A 17,482-nucleotide genomic window follows, 5' to 3' on the forward strand; every position below is an offset into this window, starting at 1 on the left:
GTAGTTAAGAACTGGGAAAAGATAAATGCTGACGCAGCACATCCCAGCGTGAACAATCCCAATAATCGATATGGGAAATAATCAGATTATTGTCATCGAGAGTTAATTCACTGCGTCCAGAAATAGCGATGCGAGGCCGCCAAGGTAAAGGAGTTATCCAGTGCAATGTCCAACGGGTATTAATAATATTTCCCTGATGTTCAATTGCGTGGACATCCATCTTGATAGCTTGGAACCATTGACCCATAAAACCAATCATTTCCCGATAGCGTTTAATCCCCCGAAATTGATTGAGAGGGTCTTGAAAATAAACGTCATCAGCATAAATATCATAGGTTTGATCGAGGGGAAATCTTTGATAATCTTGCTGCAAAATAGCGATAATATCCATAAAATACCCAATTATTCCCGATAGCTATTGTCTTTTTTCGCTGCTGAGGGGTCACTGTTAACTATTAAGTACCTAAGCAAAATTAGTTACACATATTTAACTACCTTTTGCCTATTGCCTATTGCCTCTCCTAACCAAGAAATTTATTTTGCACCACTACTTAAAAGATCACTCCCGTCAAACTAAAGGGACGGACTTCGGTAATTTTAACCTTAACAAATTTGCCTCGCAATTCCTCAATATTTCCGGTAAAGAAAGTTAAGCGATTACCTCCAGTTCTTCCCATAACTTGACTAGCATCTTTAGGGTTAACGTCTTCCACTAAAATTTCCTCAATTCTGCCTAAATATCTTTGGGAACGTTCGGCGGCTTTGGTGGCCACTAAATGATTTAATCTTTGTAGGCGATCGCTTTTTACCTGCTCACTTAATTGATCATCCCAAATAGCGGCCGGAGTGCCTGGACGGGGAGAATAGGCCGCCGTATTCAATTGATCAAAACCAATCTCATCGACTAATTTTAAAGTATTCTCGAACTGTGCCTCTGTTTCTCCGGGGAATCCGACAATCGCATCGGCACTAATGGCAGCATCCGGCATTAAATCGCGAATATTAGCAATAATTTGTCGGTATTTTTCCTGAGTATAGCCCCGTTTCATCGCCTTGAGAACATCATTATCCCCCGATTGAAAAGGGATATGAAAATGTTCACAAACTTTAGGTAATTCCTGACAAGCTTTAATTAAACGTTCGGTAAAATAGCGGGGGTGACTGGTGGCAAAACGGAGACGTTCAATACCGGCCACATCGTGAATGTAGTAGAGTAAATCGGTGAAATTGTGCAGATGTCGGCCGCTTGCCGTCACTCCGGGTAAATCCCGTCCGTAGGCATCGATATTTTGACCTAAAAGGGTGATTTCTTTATAACCCTGTTGTCCTAATTGTTCCATTTCTGCTCGAATTGCCGCAGGAGTGCGAGATTGTTCCACCCCACGCACCCCCGGAACCACACAATAGGTACAGCGTTCATTACAACCATAGATGACGTTTACCCAAGCGGTAATATTACTATCCCGGCGCGGTTTGGTGATATCTTCCATGATGTGGATGGGTTCGGTGGCCACCACCTGGGAACCGTCAAAAACTTGTTGTAATAAGTCTCCCAAACGGTTGGCGTGTTGGGGACCGATAATTAAATCCACTTCGGGAACCCGTCTTAATAATTGTTCCCCTTCCTGTTGGGCCACGCAGCCAGCGACCACTAGAGTAAGGTCGGGTTGAGTTTGTTTGCGTTTAGCCTGTCTGCCGAGATAGGAATATACTTTCTGTTCGGCATTATCGCGAATTGTACAGGTATTGTAGAGGATTAAATCGGCTTCGTTGGCATCCTCGGACCATTGAAACCCCAAATCTTCTAAAATACCCGCCATGCGTTCGGAGTCAGCTTTATTCATCTGACAACCAAAGGTGGTGATATGGTAACGACGTGGGGATTTATTCATGATGCTGGCTACAGAAACAAGAGTGCAGGTTTCTATTTTAGGCTATTTATTCTCTGACTTGAAAGAAGCGGTCGGCGGTCGGCAGGATTCAGGAGTCAGGATTCAGGAGTCAGGATTCAGGAGATTATTTTTATTTATTGTCCCCACACTCCACACCCCACTTCCCCACTTCCCCACACCCCCACTCCTCAATTCATAATTCATAATTCCCACTTGCCACTCCCCAGAAAAAGCATACTCAGCCATACAAGCAAATAAAAACGAAACTTTTGCTTTGAGGATATCTCCTGACTGGTAGGATAAAAATAAACCATAACTAGGCAGTTTAACCTCCACGCCGCCGAGGCCACACCTTTAATCATCAAAGGAAAAGTATTTATATGTCTAAAAATCAAGTGTTCGATTTCTTCGCCTTAGCCGCCAAAAACGAAGAATTAGGTCAAAAAATGCGCTCAACCCAAGATCCTCAGCAATTACTAGAGATAGCTCGCTCCCAAGGCTTCGATTTCTCCCGTCCTGAATTAGAAGCGGCACTTAAATCCTTGCACGAGAGTCCCGACTTTTTCCAAAAGTTGGCCCATGCAGTGTTAGAAGTTTTCAGTCCTAACCACGATAATTATCCCTCGATCGGTGTTCAACCCTACGAAGGCGAGATCGATCGCTAGAATCAGTCATCAGTGATCAGTTACCAGTGATCAGAGGTGAGTTTTGATTTCACTGTTTACTGATCACTGAAAAAGGCTCCCCTCTCTCCCCAATTCATAGGGAGCATCCCACTAAGCATTTCGCGTCTAAGTATAATTGCTTATGGCAAAATTGGAATGCTCCCAATTCATAATTCATAATTCATAATTTATAATTCCCAGAACTACCGAAAAGGCTTGCCATCTAAGCATTTCGCATCTAAGTACAATTGCTTATGGCAAAATTGGAATGCTTCCAATTCATAATTCATAATTCATAATTTATAATTCCCAGAACTACCGAAAAGGCTTGCCATCTAAGCATTTCGCATCTAAGTACAATTGCTTATGGCAAAATTGGAATGCTCCCAATTCATAATTCATAATTCATAATTTATAATTCCCACTCCCCTCACCCCACTCCCCACCCCAGCCGTATATAGTATAAAAAAATTATAAAAAAGCCAAAATCAGCGAAAAATAGGCTTTTATCTGCCAATAAATCTGGCAAAGACAAGCAAGCCGCCAAGAGAGAAGTTAAAGCGAAAATCCGTTCTTAGCAAGGGTTTTCGCTTTAAATCTCCCGATAATTGCTGAGGCTGATGGGTGAAGGGAGGGAATGATTAACTTTCGTTAACGTGAAGATGAGAAATAATCATAATGTTTTATATTGTCAAAGGTGTCATAGTTTCCTATGCTTTTTTTAGGTTGATAATTTTGCCTGACTCGTCAAATTTTTACCAACCAGCCCTAGAAAATAAAATTAGTGGATGAAAACGGTCACGATCGAGATAAAATTCAGGATGGTCTTACCCACCTTGCCACGATCCCGACTGCCACCAAAGCTAGAGCAGGAAAAGTAACAAGGAAAGAATTTGACTGAAACAAAATTGATAACGCTAACGAGATTAATAGTTTAGTTTGGCTTGACAAGCGAGGAACAAAAAAATGCCAATTGCAGTAGGAATGATTGAAACCCTAGGATTTCCCGCCGTTGTGGAAGCGGCCGATGCCATGGTCAAGGCCGCCAGGGTGACTCTAGTGGGTTACGAAAAGATCGGTAGTGGTCGCGTCACTGTCATCGTCCGGGGAGACGTTTCAGAAGTGCAAGCTTCTGTGGCTGCCGGAGTGGAAAACGCCAACCGGGTTAACGGAGGACAAGTGCTATCTACCCATATCATCGCTCGTCCCCACGAAAACCTCGAATACGTGCTGCCCATTCGCTACACCGAAGAAGTAGAGCAATTCCGCAGCTATTAAACACCGTTGATCGGGGTCAGCATCTATAGAGTCGAAGAAAGCCAACCATTAGGAGACAAAAATATTATGTCAATTGCAGTGGGCATGGTGGAAACCTTGGGTTTCCCAGCCGTTGTCGAGGCGGCTGATGCCATGGTAAAAGCCGCCCGCGTAACCCTAGTAGGTTACGAAAAAATTGGTAGTGGTCGCGTCACCGTCATCGTCCGAGGAGACGTTTCGGAGGTACAGGCCTCCGTATCGGCGGGGACAGAAGCGGCATCTAATCGTGTTAAAGGTGGTCAAGTCCTCTCGACCCACATCATCGCCCGTCCCCACGAAAACCTCGAATACGTTCTTCCCATTCGTTATACAGAAGCCGTGGAACAGTTTCGTGAAAGTGTTAACCCACAACCTTTAAGACGAATCTAGAGCGCAACTAACTTTTAGTGTAAACAAATTCCATGCAAATTGCCAAAGTTTGCGGAACCGTCGTTAGCACCCTGAAACCGCGCAGTATGACGGGAGTGAAACTTCTGCTTTTGCAATTCATCGACGCACAGGGGCAACTTTTGCCTAAATACGAAGTAGCGGGTGATATTGTCGGAGCGGGGCTTAATGAATGGGTGCTAGTGTCCCGGGGAGGAGCGGCTCGTATCGAAGACGGGCAGAACAATCGCCCCCTTGACGCGATGGTGGTGGGGATTATTGACACTATAACCGTAGAAAATCGCACCCTCTACAGCAAGAGAGACGAATTTCGTCAATCCGGTTAGAAATCGATAGGACCCAAACACAGTTAATTAACAACCAGCCAGCCAAATTCAGTATGGAGGAAGACTAACTATGGTCGTCCGCACAACGGCGGCTAGTCCGAAAAAGCGGACCAAATCCCCAGAGGAAACGCGCATAGACGAGAGTGCCAAAGTCCACACCTTCTCTAACCTCAGTGGTGCTATCGAGATCGGGGCGCGAGTGGTGATCGCTCCGGGGACTTCCATCCGCGCCGATGAAGGAACCCCCTTTCACATTGGCGACGACAGCAAAATTCAGGACGGAGCAATCATCCACGGTTTAGAAAAAAGCCGTGTGGTGGGAGATGACGGCCGAGAATATTCGGTGTGGATCGGCCGGGGCAGCTGTATCACCCACATGGCACTCATTCACGGGCCCGCCTATGTGGGCGATCGCTGTTTTATCGGTTTTCGCTCCACCGTCTTTAATGCCCGCATCGGTGCCGATTGCATCGTCATGATGCACGCCCTCGTTCAAGACGTGGAAATCCCCGCCGGTAAATTCGTGCCATCCGGTTCCGTGATCACCAGTCAACAACAGGCCGACCGCTTACCCGATGTCACAGAAATCGATCGAGCCTTCACTCGTCACATTGTCGATATCGACCTCGCCCCCAGCGTCGCGGTCAAAGCCCACAGCCCAGCGACTCCTGCACCAGCAGCCGCTATAAACATCGCTAATGAGACGCTATATAGAAATTCGGTGACACCTATGAGTTTAAATACAAACATTCGAGCGCAGGTTCGCTCCCTCCTCTCCCAAGGCTACAAGATCGGCATCGAATACGCTGACAAACGCCGCTTTAAAACCAGTTCTTGGTTAAGTGCCGGCTTTATCGACGGCAGCCGCGAAGAACAGGTATCCCAATCCCTAGAAGCCTCCCTGAGAGACCTACAAGGCGAATACGTCCGCCTGATCGGAGTCGATCCCGCCGCTAAACGGCGCATACTGGAAATGATTATCCAACGCCCCGAAGACACCCCGGGAGAACCGGCCCGCACCACCACCGCCGTCCACGGCGGTCATGGCAACGGTAACGGCCATTCCGACCTGTCCGTACAAGTGCGTTCCCTGCTCGCCCAAGGACTGAAAATCGCCACCGAACACGCGGATAAACGCCGGTTTAAAACCAGTTCTTGGTTAACTGGACCTGCGATCGAAACCAAGAGCGAAGCGGGCATCATTCGCGATATCGAAGCGATCGTGACTGAAAATAGCGATGAGTACGTCCGCCTGATCGGGATCGACCCGCACGCGAAAAAACGCGTCGTCGAAATGATTATTCACCGCCCCGGCGGCACCCCCGCTAGTAACGGCAGCGGCAAAGCCAGCAGCTACAGCGCCCCCGCTAGTAACGGAGCCAGTTATAGCAGCAGTGGTAGCTTAAGTGGGGAAACGATCGCTCAAATTCGTTCCCTGCTCGCCCAAGGCTACAAAATCGGCACCGAACACGCGGATAAACGCCGGTTTAAAACCAGTTCTTGGCAGAGTTGCGCCCCGATCGAAAGCAATCGCGAATCTGATGTAATTACTGCTTTGGAAGATTGTTTACGCGAGCATAGCGGCGAATACGTCCGCTTACTCGGTATCGATGCTAAAGCCAAAAAACGGGTTTTAGAAACGGTGATCCAGCGTCCCGATGGTTCGGTGGCCAGTAATGGCAACGGTAAAACCGCCACCGTTGCTGAACCGAGTTTCAAAAGCTATGCTTCTGGTTCTTCTGGCGGCGGTACTGCCACTTTAACCAGTACCTTAACTGCGGAAACGATCACTCAAATTCGCTCTTTATTGAACCAAGGTCACAAAATCGGGGCCGAACACGCGGATAAACGTCGTTTTAAAACCAGTTCTTGGCAAAGCTGCACCCCGATCGAGAGCAGTCGCGAATCCGATGTGGTGGCCGCTTTAGAAACCTGTCTGCGCGACCATCAAGGGGAATACGTTCGTCTGATCGGGATTGACTCCCAAGCGAAACGTCGTGTTCTCGAATCGATTATTCAACGCCCTTAATTTCAGGACTCGGCGATCGGTGAAGGGAGATAGGTGTTAGGTGTTGGCAGACCGGGAAAAATACCGGAAACTCTAACTCCTACCCCCTAACCCCCGCTCACTGATCACTGATCACTGAGTAACTGTCAATTATGTCCTTACCCCCCGTTCAACCTATTAGCCGCTCGGAATTCTATGTCAATGGTGATGTAACCATTGATGAGAGTGCGATCGTGGCTCCGGGGGTGATTCTCCGAGCAGCCCCCAATAGCCAAATAATTATCGGTGCGGGTGCTTGCCTGGGTATGGGAACAATTTTAACCGCCTATCAGGGTGTGATTGCTATCGGTGCGGGAGCAATTTTAGGTACAGGTGTTCTCGTCGTCGGTCGGGGTGAAATCGGTGAAAATGCCTGTATCGGGTCAACCACAACGATTTTTAATGCTTCTGTGGCTGCGATGTCGCTCGTACCGTCTGGCTCCCTGATCGGAGATACTTCCCGTCAAATTACCATCGAGGTGTCAGCGACCCCATCGGAACCGGAAAGACCCCCTTTACCGGAACCGGAACCCGTAGTCAGTCAAGTGTCCCCAGTCCCGTCCATGGAGGAAGTGGTCGCCGAAACCGTGGCCAGTCCTTGGGATAGCGAGGAAATGGTCGCCGAGGCCAGTCCTCCGGAAACCAGAGAACAAGCATCTACTACTAACCGACCGAATCAAGCATCGGTGGTCGGAAAGGTCTATATCAATCAGTTATTGGTCACGCTATTTCCAGAACGTCATCGTTTTAATGGCAACAATAACCATAATTCTTGAAGGGGAAAATAATCGTTCACAAGCCAAAAATCTCAACAATAATTACTGAGTAATTAGACCTAATTTATCTAGAGTTCACGGCTGTCTAACTGTCCTCTAGGTACTGGGTATAATTGCTTAGAAATCCCATTAATATTTAGCGATTGCCGACATTTTTTGAGGTTGTAATTATTGATAATTTTCCTCAATTAAGGAGTAGTTTTAATCGCTCAAAGCCTGATGAGCAGAAGTTTCTGTGTGTCAATCAGGTAAATTTTTGTTGATTTTTTTGTGTTTTTGTAGAGATTGTCAAAGTTAGATGACGACAGATTAAAGAAACTAATCGCCTCGAGAAAAAAAAACAATCAAAATTTTAGGGATAGAGAAAAAAAATGATCAGAATAGGATAAAGTTCGTGTTAAGATGATCAGTTGAAAAAAACATTAGTGAAAATTGCTCCCTAACTTCGCTCCTAGCAGCAGGGGACAGGAGCTTAAGAAAAATCTATGTCGGTTGACGGCGAGATTTTACAGGTGCGACTAATCATGCAGTTTATGGAGGAATAATCCCAATGGTGCAAGCCAAATCCAAAGGTTTCCAGGCCGGCGTAAAAGACTACCGCCTGACCTACTACACCCCCGACTACACCCCCAAAGATACCGATCTACTAGCTTGCTTCCGGGTAACACCCCAACCAGGAGTTCCTCCTGAAGAAGCAGGTGCGGCAGTAGCGGCGGAATCTTCCACAGGTACCTGGACCACCGTTTGGACCGATAACTTAACCGACCTCGATCGCTATAAAGGCCGTTGTTATGATATCGAACCCGTACCCAACGAAGATAACCAGTTCTTCTGTTTCGTTGCCTATCCTTTAGATCTATTTGAAGAAGGTTCCGTCACCAACATCCTCACCTCGATCGTTGGTAACGTTTTCGGTTTCAAAGCTCTACGCGGTCTCCGGTTAGAAGATATCCGTTTCCCCGTCGCTTTAATCAAAACCTTCCAAGGTCCTCCCCACGGTATCACCGTTGAACGGGACAAATTAAACAAATACGGTCGCCCCTTACTCGGTTGCACCATCAAACCCAAACTCGGCCTTTCCGCTAAAAACTACGGTCGTGCCGTTTATGAATGTCTCCGCGGTGGTTTAGACTTCACCAAAGACGACGAAAATATTAACTCTCAACCCTTCATGCGTTGGCGCGATCGTTTCCTCTTTGTCCAAGAGGCGATCGTTAAATCCCAAGCAGAAACCAACGAAGTTAAAGGACATTACCTCAACGTAACCGCTCCTACCTGCGAGCAGATGATGCAACGGGCTGAATTCGCTGCCGAAATCAAAACCCCCATCATCATGCACGACTACCTCACCGGTGGTTTCACCGCTAACACCACCCTGGCGAAATTCTGCCGCGACAAAGGGTTACTGCTCCACATTCACCGGGCAATGCACGCGGTTATCGACCGTCAGAAAAATCATGGTATCCACTTCCGCGTTTTAGCTAAGTGCTTACGTCTCTCTGGTGGTGATCACCTGCACTCGGGAACCGTTGTCGGTAAACTCGAAGGTGAACGCGGAATCACGATGGGTTTTGTTGACCTGATGCGTGAAGACTATGTAGAAGAAGATCGCGCTCGTGGTATTTTCTTCACCCAAGACTATGCCTCCTTACCCGGGGTAATGCCGGTTGCTTCCGGTGGTATCCACGTTTGGCATATGCCGGCGCTGGTGGAAATCTTCGGTGACGATTCCTGCTTACAGTTCGGTGGTGGAACCCTCGGCCACCCCTGGGGTAACGCACCGGGTGCCACCGCTAACCGTGTGGCTCTGGAAGCTTGTATCCAAGCTCGTAACGAAGGACGCTCCTTGGCCCGCGAAGGTAACGACGTTATCCGGGAAGCTTGCCGTTGGAGTCCTGAACTGGCTGCCGCTTGCGAACTCTGGAAAGAAATCAAATTCGAGTTCGAGGCTATGGATACCCTCTAATACAGCCATTCAGAAGGTTGTTAGCAGTTATCGGTGGAAAATAATGCCGGGGACTTGCCCAAAATCGGGAAGCAGTCGCTAGAATTTCAACACTGATAACTGTCTAGCCAATAACTGAAAACTGTATAAAATGTATCCGAAAAAAGTTGTTCAAGATACCGCGAAAGTCTTACAAAGTTACCTAACTTACCAAGCGGTTCGCACGATTATCGATCAATTGTCAGAAACTAATCCGACTTTGGCTATTTGGTTGAGTCACTATACTTCTAGCCATTCCATTCAGGATGGCGAGGCCTATATTGCCGGGTTAATGACTGAGAATAAAGAGTTAGTTTTGCGGATCATGACGGTAAGAGAACATCTAGCCGAACAGGTTTTAGAGTTCTTGCCAGAGATGGTAAAAACGGGAATTATTAATGACAATACCGAACATCGTCGGCAACTTTTGGAACGTCTCACCCGTACTGCTATAAGTCAACCAGAGACATCGGAATTAAATCTCGATGTTGATGATCTACCCAACCCATAAGGAATCAAGAAACCCATGAAAACTTTACCTAAAGAGAAGCGTTACGAAACTCTCTCCTACTTGCCCCCCCTCACCGATCAACAAATTGCTAAACAAATTCAATACATGATCGATCAGGGTTATATTCCTGCTGTGGAATTTGAAAAAGATCCCAAACCCGCGGATTATCATTGGACGATGTGGAAACTGCCTTTATTCTCTGTTTCTGGCCCCCAAGAAGTTCTTAATGAAGTTCGCGAGTGCCGCACCGAGTATTCTGATTGCTACATCCGCGTTATCGCTTTTGACAACATCAAACAATGTCAAACCATGAGCTTTATTGTTCATAAACCCAATGCTGGCCGCTACTAATTTGGTTGTCATCTAATTATTAACTGTTGAGGGGGGTTCTTAAACCTCCCTTTTTTGGTTTTGTTGCTAAAATAAATCTTCCTGATTCTTGTCTTTTTTTGCCTATTTCTTCATTCTTAAGTTCAATTTTTCCCGTAAATTTATATTTTTTTGTTGGCTTGTGAAGCTATTTCAATAACTTAAACCTCCTTAATTAAGGCTAATTTAAGCAACTTATTTATCTGATTTAATTTATCTGGAACGACCGCTAGATTTTACAATTCTTCTTTTTCTAATTTCCTGAGTAACTTTTCAGCTTTTGCTTCTTCTTTTTTAATTTTTTCTTCTAGTTTTTTCCAATCACTTTTCTTTCTTGATTCACTTTCTACAATTAACCATCTTTGTTTTATAGCGGTTCTCGCATCTGTGCGGCACACTTAAACCTTTGCCGATTAAGCTGTTCAGGATCGGAAATGTACCTCTTCTGAATCAGAAACGCTATATACTAAATCCGTTGAGTATAGGCTACTTATAGAGGGGAGGCAAAAGGCAACAGACTTCGGCCGTGACCTCAGCCGAACTGCAAGAGGCAAAAGGGGAAATAAATAATCAGTTTTTAATAACAAGATTTAGTATTACTTCCCCATAATTAACTATTGTTTCTTTTTATAGCCTTTTTCCTGTAGCTTTACTATTAGTTATTTTTCGACCGGTTCTAGGTTTTCTAGGTCTTTTAGTGATTCTATTGATAGAGATTGAATTAATTCTTTGGTCTTTTTAATAGTTAATGGTACTCTGGTTATCCAGTTCTAATTCTCTATTATTTTCAGGTTTTCTTGACTATATAATGCCCTATCTGCTACCATTATAATATCTAAATTTGCTTGTCTCTTGAACTCTACTAATATCTGGTCAAATACGGCTTTATCTGATTCATTTCCATCTCCACTATTTGATGAATTTCCTCCATGAATCTACCAATTTTATCATCGTTTAAATATTCACTTTTAATCTTAATCTCATCTCCTAATAATTTTTATGCAGCTTTGTCTTCAAAAAATTGACTAAATAAATACCAGGGGCGTGATACCATTCCTAGCCATTGAGAATCATGGCTTTTAAGACTTGTTCCGAACTAATTTTTTCTCTTTTATCAACACCTAGTTTTCCATTGATTACTGCGACTATTCCTATTTCATCAATTAGTCCTGCCAATATTCCTAAATGGTCGATATTTTAAATTTGTATTTCTTCTGAAGGAGACATTTCTTATGTTTTTTCGATCATTAATACTTTTTCCATTATCTCATGTTTTGGTCAAGGAAATTCTGAGTATTTATATTCAGTTAGTCTTTCAACTTGTTGGTAACGTTTTCTGTTACAAACTGAAGTGCGGAATCTAGGTTTTAAGAAGACGTACTAAAAACAATTTTACCATCTTTTACCGCTACCAAACGCAAAGTTAAGGGACCAGCAGTATTAGTTTTACTAGCGGCAATTGCCTCAAGTGTCTCGATAGAATTACCCGACTTTTTGACTTGACCAATAAAGTTAACTACCGTAGTTAATAACCCATCTTCCACTTGAATTGACCCTAAAACTCCCGCACTTCTAGCGCGGAATTGAGCCGATGCTAAGAGTAAATCTAAGCGCTTTTGTAGGTCTTCTTCTGTCATATTTTGGGGATCGATGGAAACGGCAGCGATTACCTGTTTCTCCTCAAAAACTCTTTGATTGGGAACCACATCAGCAAAGACACGAATCTCGGTTTCTCCTAGTACATAATTACCTGCTGAAAGAATTCTCACCACATATTCTTTACCGTCCTGTAATTGTTGACTTAACTGTTCTACCTGTGCTTTTGTGATCTTAACTAAACGCTGGTCAAAATTAGGCTGATTCGGTTGGGTGGCGCGGATAGCATTTATATTCGCTTCTCGCAATAACTTATCGATAACAGCGACAATAGCTTGGGGATCAACAATACGAAAAGCTCCAAAAGATAACACCTGTCCCCGGAAAATAGCGATCTGTTTTTCCCGCAATTCTTGATAGGTTTGATAGTATTGTTCTAAAACTTCCACTTCCCGCTTAAGAAAAGCCATTTGGGTTTCTAAATCTTTTAATTTTCCCTCGCGCTGTTCCAAAGCTAAATTTTTATCGATGATCGAGCTATCGAGTTCTCCAATACGTTGATCCCGACGATCAATTTCTAGCTGTAGGGTTTTTTGTTGGGTTTCCAACTGTTGAAGTCGCGCTTGTCTGGTTGTTAATAACTTTTGTTGATTAGCCAACTCTTTATCTCTAACTTGAACGGTGGTTTGTAGTTGATTGATCTGACTAGAAAGAATTGATTTTTGTTGGGACAATTGATCCCTTTGACTGGTTAACTGTGCCTTTTGATTAGTTAAAATGACTCGTTCATTATTTAAATTAGCCACTTCCTTACGAAACTTTTCCAACTGTCCAGAAACTAATCGCAAACGTTGACGAGAAGCTTGATAATTTTTATTAAGAACCTCCAGACGTTTCTGCACGGCTATCTGTTCACTTTTAGCCGTTTTTAACGCCTTTTCCACCTGATTTTTTTGTTCGGTGGTTTCTCTGACCTGACTTTCCAAATCCTTAATAGCGGCACGACGTTCATTTAAAAGACGATCCAGTTCAAAAACTCCTTGACGCAGGGATTTACTAGAAGCAAACAAGACAATTAAAGTGGAACCGGCGATAAAAATTCCCGTTACAATCGTCATCAAAGTTGCGGTTTGTTTCGGACGCAGATTAAATAAACGCATCCTTTTCTTACCGATACGGCTCCCTATGCGATCGCCAACCGCCGCTATCAGACCACCTAAAACCACGATGGCCAAAACCAAAATATAAGCGCTAGTCATCCAGAATTTAAGTAAATTGTTGACTGAGAGCGACGGGATTATGGACGGTAATTTTCTTCTTGTAAATTGAGACCATTTCTTGATCCCGCAGCTCTCCCAATAAACGGGTGACAGTGACGCGGGTAGAACCGATCGCTTCTGCGATCGCTTGGTGAGACAATTTTAGATCAACCCGGATACCATCGGTGGTGGGAACCCCAAAATCACGACAGAGAATTAATAAAAAACTGACCAAACGTGAACCCATATCCCGGTGAGCTAAGGTTTCGATCATCATTTCCGTTTGCAGAATCCGCGAGGACAACCCCTGCAGCATCAACATTGATAAATCGGGATTATTGCGGAGGGACCTTTCTACCTGATCGATCGGGGCCGAGAGTAATTCTACCGGAGTAAAAGCCACGGCATGATAAAAACGATCCGATCGCTGGCCGGTGAGTAAGGATAGCACACCAAAGACGCTATTTTCCCGCAGTAGAGCCACGGTAATTTCTTCTCCCGCTTCATAGACTCGCGACAACTTAACGGCTCCTTTCAGCAAAAAATAGACTCTTTCAGCGGGATCTCCAGGGAAAAAGATCGTTTTGCCACGCTCGAACAACTCCACCACCGGGGGGAAATTGCCGCTGCCGATTCGACGGAACACATCTGCTAGGGGTTTATCTTGTATTAATGATAAGTCCATCTCACATCCAAAAAAGGGGAAAATTGTTTTTATTATGCAACGAGTGTAACCTCTATTAAACATAACCGCTCCCTAAACTGGGAAAAGTTTTGGGCGCTTTTTGCCAGACAATGGGGGAGGGGTGATCATTGCTGCCCCGTTATCTGTATCCCTATTATACCGAATCTCGCTGGGGTCGGCTATTGGGGAGATTTTTGTAAGAGAAACGAGAACTATGTTAGATTTAACGGGAAAAAACGCCTTAGTGACGGGAATTGCCAATAATCGCTCGATCGCTTGGGGAATTGCCCAACAACTCCATCAAGCTGGTGCGAATATCGGTGTCACCTATCTCCCCGACGAAAAGGGCCGTTTTGAGAAAAAAGTGCGAGAATTGGCCGATGAACTTAATCCCGCTTTTTATGTCCCCTGCGATGTCCAAAATGACCAACAGGTAGAAGATACTTTCGCTACAGTGGCGGAAAAATGGGGTAAACTGGATATTTTGATTCACTGTCTCGCTTTTGCCGATAAAGAGGGTTTAACGGGCGATTTTACCGCCATCCCTCGGGAAGCTTTCACTAAATCCCTAGATATTAGCACTTTTTCCCTAACCCGTCTAGCTCGATCGGCTAAACCTTTGATGACGGAAGGGGGAAGTATTATCACTCTTACCTATCTCGGCGGTGTCAAGGTAATTCCTAACTATAATTTAATGGGGGTGGCAAAAGCTGGTTTAGAAATGAGTGTTCGCTATTTAGCCGCCGAATTAGGTGGCCAAAAGATCCGAGTTAATGGTATTTCCGCCGGTCCAATTCGCACCTTAGCATCTTCGGCCGTGGGGGGAATTCTTGATATGATCCATCATGTGGAAGAAATCGCTCCTTTACATCGCACCGTGACACAAATTGAAGTGGGAAATACGGCTGCTTTTTTAGCCAGTGATCTTGCTAGTGGTATTACCGGTCAGATTATTTATGTAGATTCCGGTTACGAAATTATGGGAATGTAGTTTTAAGTAGGTAGGTGTTAAAAACCATCAGCGCCCCCCTTATTAAGGGTAGTAGGGTTGATTCATGAATCAACCCTACTATGAATCAACCCTAGGATCAAGGAGGTATCAAAGGCGAAATCTATCTTCAATTTAATTGAAACGACTATCATAAAAGACTATGATCGTGTTTGTTGCGAAGTTGCTGAAGGGTTTTGCGATCGCTCTCTAGATCGACTTCATTGTAATGTAAATCGGCATCGTGGTTTTTCAAAAAAGCATCCACCACCCAACGAGAAGATAGACCTAAAATACTTCCGACCTCGGCACTGGTGATTTTTTCCGCTCGGTAGGCCTGCACCACCAAAGCCTCTAAAATTTCACGGGTAAGATTATTGTAGTTGTAATGTTGAAGCAATTCATCGGGAATATCGATAGTAATTTTCATGATTTAGCTTCCTTTTTTTTGGGTTTACCGATAATTTTTATAGAACTTAGGTTGAGTTGAAGCATGAAACCTAACACCTTAGTAATCGTCCAATTTCTTTGAGCGATCGCTGTAGATATTCTGGCAAGGGTTCAGTCTGCTGTGCGAGGGCAATTAGCAGCGCTTCAAGATCGATAATTGTTTTGGGAATTTCCATAAGTTAGTCCTGTCCAGTCAGGGTATAGGCTGCCCAATGGTAAGGATCGCTGTATTCTGTTAGTTGATCTAGCCCTATTTTACCCAGAGAACAAATCGCCCACCCTCGGTCAGACTAAGCTTGATGGTCATCGGATTTAATGGCTACCGCTTGGTAGTAAGAGGCGATCGCTTCTGCCCATCTGCCTAAATTCCTTAACGCATTCCCTCGGTTGGTCCAAGCTTGATGGTCATCGGGTTTAATTTCTAAAGCTTTGTCGTAAGATGCGATCGCTTCTTCTAATCTGCCTAAATTCTTTAACGCAATCCCTCGGTTGTACCAAGCTTGATGGTCATCGGGTTTAATTTCTAAAGCTTTGTCGTAAGAGGCGATCGCTTCTGCCCATCTGCCTAAATTACCTAACGCAACCCCCCGGTTAGTCCAAGCTAGATGGAAATCGGGTTTAATTTCTAAAGCTTGATCGTAAGAGGCGATCGCTTCTGCAAATCTGCCTAAATCATCTAACGCAACCCCTCGGTTGTACCAAGCTTGATGATAATCGGGTTTAATTTCTAAAGCTTGATCGTAAGAGGCGATCGCTTCTGCCCATCTGCCTAAATTACCTAACGCAACCCCTCGGCCGGACAAAGCTTGATGGAAATCGGGTTTAATTTCTAAAGCTTTGTCGTAAGATGCGATCGCTTCTGCCCATCTGCCTAAATTACCTAACGCATTCCCTCGGTTGTACCAAGCTTCATGATAATCGGGTTTAATTTCTAAAGCTTGATCGTAAGAGGCGATCGCTTCTGCCAATCTGCCTAAATCATCTAACGCAAACCCTCGGCCGTACCAAGCTTCATGCTTATCGGGTTTAATTTCTAAAGCTTTGTCGTAAGATGCGATCGCTTCTGCCCATCTGCCTAAATTACCTAACTCAACCCCTCGGTTGTTCCAAGCTTGATGGTCATCGGGTTTAATTTCTAAAGCTTTGTCGTAAGATGCGATCGCTTCTGCCCATCTGCCTAAATTACCTAACGCAACCCCCCGGTTAGTCCAAGCTAGATGGAAATCGGGTTTAATTTCTAAAGCTTGATCGTAAGAGGCGATCGCTTCTTCTAATCTGCCTAAATTCTTTAACGCAATCCCTCGGTTGTTCCAAGCTTCATGCTTATCGGGTTTAATTTCTAAAGCTTGATCGTAAGAGGCGATCGCTTCTGCCAATCTGCCTAAATCATCTAACGCAAACCCTCGGCCGTGCCAAGCTTCATGCTTATCGGGTTTAATTTCTAAAGCTCGATCGTAAGATGCGATCTCTTCTGCCCATCTGCCTAAATTACCTAACGCAAACCCTCGGCCGTACCAAGCTTCATGCTTATCGGGTTTAATTTCTAAAGCTTTGTCGTAAGATGCGATCGCTTCTGCCCATCTGCCTAAATTACCTAACGCAACCCCTCGGTTGTGCCAAGCTTCATGGTAATCGGGTTTCATTTCTAAAGCGCGATCCCAGGATGCGATCGCGCCGATAAAATCCCCATTGATTGCTTTCTGGTATCCTTGCTCAAACCAGAATTCGGCATCCTGAACCACTTCCGTTAAATCCGTCTCCTTTGAGTCTAGATTTTCCCCCTCCACACCGGAAACATCCCTCACCGCGTCGCGCAACTGGAGGCTAATCCGTTGGGACACTTCCCCCAGATTTCCCGTCATCACCTTGCCTAAAGCCGCCAGATTCCGCCCTAAAGTTTGATAATCTTCCGGATACTGTAGCCATTCCTCGCTTTTGACCTCTAACCACCGCGCCAGCTTTTTATCGTCACAATGGCGACTGTATAGCCATCCCCGTAACCCGCCGGTAGTGGTTCCCGCCGCCACCTGCTCGAATAACCCCATCAATATCCCTTCATATTCCCCATCGCTGGGTTCTGGAGGAGTATTTTTGACTTCTTTGGGGTTAATTGCCCTCGGACTGGCAATAAAGAGCGATTTTAGCCAATTCCAGAGCTTTTTTAGTAAGGATAGCATCGGAGAAAGGGGGAAAGGAAGATAAGGAAATTATATCTCTACTGCCGAAAGTC

At 44.9% G+C, this 17,482-nt stretch carries 19 protein-coding genes and 1 pseudogene; 10 read left to right on the forward strand and 10 right to left on the reverse strand.

The window, feature by feature from the left end; translation table 11 throughout:
* Nucleotides 1–4 precede the first annotated feature (4 nt).
* The 3 genes from B5D77_RS04485 to B5D77_RS25710 all read right to left on the reverse strand — a co-directional run bounded on the left by B5D77_RS04485 (nucleotide 5) and on the right by B5D77_RS25710 (nucleotide 2,228).
* Entirely contained in the window at nucleotides 5–391 is a 387-nt protein-coding gene (locus B5D77_RS04485; RefSeq protein WP_106908355.1) for a DUF2358 domain-containing protein, read from the reverse strand.
* Nucleotides 392–551: 160 nt separating this feature from the next.
* Entirely contained in the window at nucleotides 552–1,892 is a 1,341-nt protein-coding gene (gene miaB / locus B5D77_RS04490) for a tRNA (N6-isopentenyl adenosine(37)-C2)-methylthiotransferase MiaB (protein ID WP_008202465.1), read from the reverse strand.
* A 102-nt stretch (nucleotides 1,893–1,994) separates the two neighbouring features.
* Nucleotides 1,995–2,228, reverse strand: coding sequence for a hypothetical protein (locus tag B5D77_RS25710; RefSeq protein ID WP_008202467.1), 234 nt, complete (start codon nucleotides 2,226–2,228; stop codon nucleotides 1,995–1,997).
* 44 nt (nucleotides 2,229–2,272) lie between these two features.
* Here B5D77_RS25710 and B5D77_RS04500 point away from each other — a divergent pair, with 44 nt between their 5' ends.
* The 9 genes from B5D77_RS04500 to B5D77_RS04540 all read left to right on the forward strand — a co-directional run bounded on the left by B5D77_RS04500 (nucleotide 2,273) and on the right by B5D77_RS04540 (nucleotide 10,256).
* On the forward strand, nucleotides 2,273–2,557 hold the full coding sequence (locus B5D77_RS04500) for a Nif11-like leader peptide family natural product precursor (protein WP_002741693.1): 285 nt from the start codon (nucleotides 2,273–2,275) through the stop codon (nucleotides 2,555–2,557).
* Nucleotides 2,558–3,523: 966 nt separating this feature from the next.
* On the forward strand, nucleotides 3,524–3,835 hold the full coding sequence (locus B5D77_RS04505) for a carbon dioxide-concentrating mechanism protein CcmK (RefSeq protein WP_002734613.1): 312 nt from the start codon (nucleotides 3,524–3,526) through the stop codon (nucleotides 3,833–3,835).
* A 66-nt stretch (nucleotides 3,836–3,901) separates the two neighbouring features.
* A complete protein-coding gene (locus B5D77_RS04510; RefSeq protein WP_002733426.1) occupies nucleotides 3,902–4,243 on the forward strand; it encodes a carbon dioxide-concentrating mechanism protein CcmK in 342 nt (113 codons plus the stop codon).
* A 32-nt stretch (nucleotides 4,244–4,275) separates the two neighbouring features.
* Nucleotides 4,276–4,587, forward strand: a complete 312-nt coding sequence (locus B5D77_RS04515; protein ID WP_002734360.1) for a EutN/CcmL family microcompartment protein — start codon at nucleotides 4,276–4,278, stop codon at nucleotides 4,585–4,587.
* Between the two features lie 70 nt (nucleotides 4,588–4,657).
* Nucleotides 4,658–6,616 carry a ribulose bisphosphate carboxylase small subunit gene (locus tag B5D77_RS04520; RefSeq protein WP_106908356.1) on the forward strand — a complete coding sequence of 653 codons (1,959 nt, stop codon included), beginning with the start codon at nucleotides 4,658–4,660 and terminating at the stop codon, nucleotides 6,614–6,616.
* Between the two features lie 131 nt (nucleotides 6,617–6,747).
* Nucleotides 6,748–7,410, forward strand: a complete 663-nt coding sequence (locus B5D77_RS04525) for a hypothetical protein (RefSeq protein WP_008202481.1) — start codon at nucleotides 6,748–6,750, stop codon at nucleotides 7,408–7,410.
* Between the two features lie 550 nt (nucleotides 7,411–7,960).
* Nucleotides 7,961–9,376 carry a form I ribulose bisphosphate carboxylase large subunit gene (locus B5D77_RS04530; protein WP_002753365.1) on the forward strand — a complete coding sequence of 472 codons (1,416 nt, stop codon included), beginning with the start codon at nucleotides 7,961–7,963 and terminating at the stop codon, nucleotides 9,374–9,376.
* Between the two features lie 130 nt (nucleotides 9,377–9,506).
* Nucleotides 9,507–9,905 (forward strand): chaperonin family protein RbcX, encoded by a 399-nt coding sequence (locus B5D77_RS04535; RefSeq protein WP_002732424.1) that lies wholly within the window; start codon nucleotides 9,507–9,509, stop codon nucleotides 9,903–9,905.
* Between the two features lie 15 nt (nucleotides 9,906–9,920).
* Nucleotides 9,921–10,256: a ribulose bisphosphate carboxylase small subunit gene (locus tag B5D77_RS04540; RefSeq protein ID WP_002741682.1), complete on the forward strand. Its 336-nt coding sequence runs from the start codon at nucleotides 9,921–9,923 to the stop codon at nucleotides 10,254–10,256.
* Between the two features lie 254 nt (nucleotides 10,257–10,510).
* Here B5D77_RS04540 and B5D77_RS25715 read toward each other — a convergent pair whose 3' ends face one another.
* From B5D77_RS25715 to ntcA, 4 genes and pseudogenes are all read right to left on the reverse strand, one after another.
* The gene (locus tag B5D77_RS25715) at nucleotides 10,511–10,672 is read right to left on the reverse strand and encodes a hypothetical protein (RefSeq protein WP_008202489.1); all 162 of its coding nucleotides are present in this window, start codon (nucleotides 10,670–10,672) and stop codon (nucleotides 10,511–10,513) included.
* Nucleotides 10,673–10,963: 291 nt separating this feature from the next.
* Nucleotides 10,964–11,468: pseudogene (locus B5D77_RS26945) on the reverse strand (DUF4277 domain-containing protein); the annotation flags it as partial.
* 173 nt (nucleotides 11,469–11,641) lie between these two features.
* Entirely contained in the window at nucleotides 11,642–13,129 is a 1,488-nt protein-coding gene (locus tag B5D77_RS04550) for a DUF3084 domain-containing protein (protein WP_106908358.1), read from the reverse strand.
* A gap of 7 nt (nucleotides 13,130–13,136) precedes the next feature.
* A complete protein-coding gene (gene ntcA, locus B5D77_RS04555) occupies nucleotides 13,137–13,814 on the reverse strand; it encodes a global nitrogen regulator NtcA (protein ID WP_002793163.1) in 678 nt (225 codons plus the stop codon).
* A 214-nt stretch (nucleotides 13,815–14,028) separates the two neighbouring features.
* Here ntcA and fabI point away from each other — a divergent pair, with 214 nt between their 5' ends.
* The gene (fabI, locus tag B5D77_RS04560) at nucleotides 14,029–14,805 is read left to right on the forward strand and encodes an enoyl-ACP reductase FabI (protein WP_002760333.1); all 777 of its coding nucleotides are present in this window, start codon (nucleotides 14,029–14,031) and stop codon (nucleotides 14,803–14,805) included.
* A gap of 148 nt (nucleotides 14,806–14,953) precedes the next feature.
* Here fabI and B5D77_RS04565 read toward each other — a convergent pair whose 3' ends face one another.
* The 3 genes from B5D77_RS04565 to B5D77_RS04570 all read right to left on the reverse strand — a co-directional run bounded on the left by B5D77_RS04565 (nucleotide 14,954) and on the right by B5D77_RS04570 (nucleotide 17,429).
* Nucleotides 14,954–15,232: a UPF0175 family protein gene (locus tag B5D77_RS04565; RefSeq protein WP_002797556.1), complete on the reverse strand. Its 279-nt coding sequence runs from the start codon at nucleotides 15,230–15,232 to the stop codon at nucleotides 14,954–14,956.
* Between the two features lie 70 nt (nucleotides 15,233–15,302).
* Complete coding sequence (locus tag B5D77_RS27630; protein ID WP_002780589.1) at nucleotides 15,303–15,428, reverse strand: hypothetical protein; 126 nt, start codon at nucleotides 15,426–15,428, stop codon at nucleotides 15,303–15,305.
* A gap of 114 nt (nucleotides 15,429–15,542) precedes the next feature.
* Nucleotides 15,543–17,429 carry a tetratricopeptide repeat protein gene (locus B5D77_RS04570; RefSeq protein WP_106908359.1) on the reverse strand — a complete coding sequence of 629 codons (1,887 nt, stop codon included), beginning with the start codon at nucleotides 17,427–17,429 and terminating at the stop codon, nucleotides 15,543–15,545.
* Nucleotides 17,430–17,482: the final 53 nt, after the last annotated feature.

This window comes from Microcystis sp. MC19, assembly GCF_003019735.1.
In the GTDB taxonomy this organism is placed as follows: Bacteria; Cyanobacteriota; Cyanobacteriia; order Cyanobacteriales; family Microcystaceae; genus Microcystis.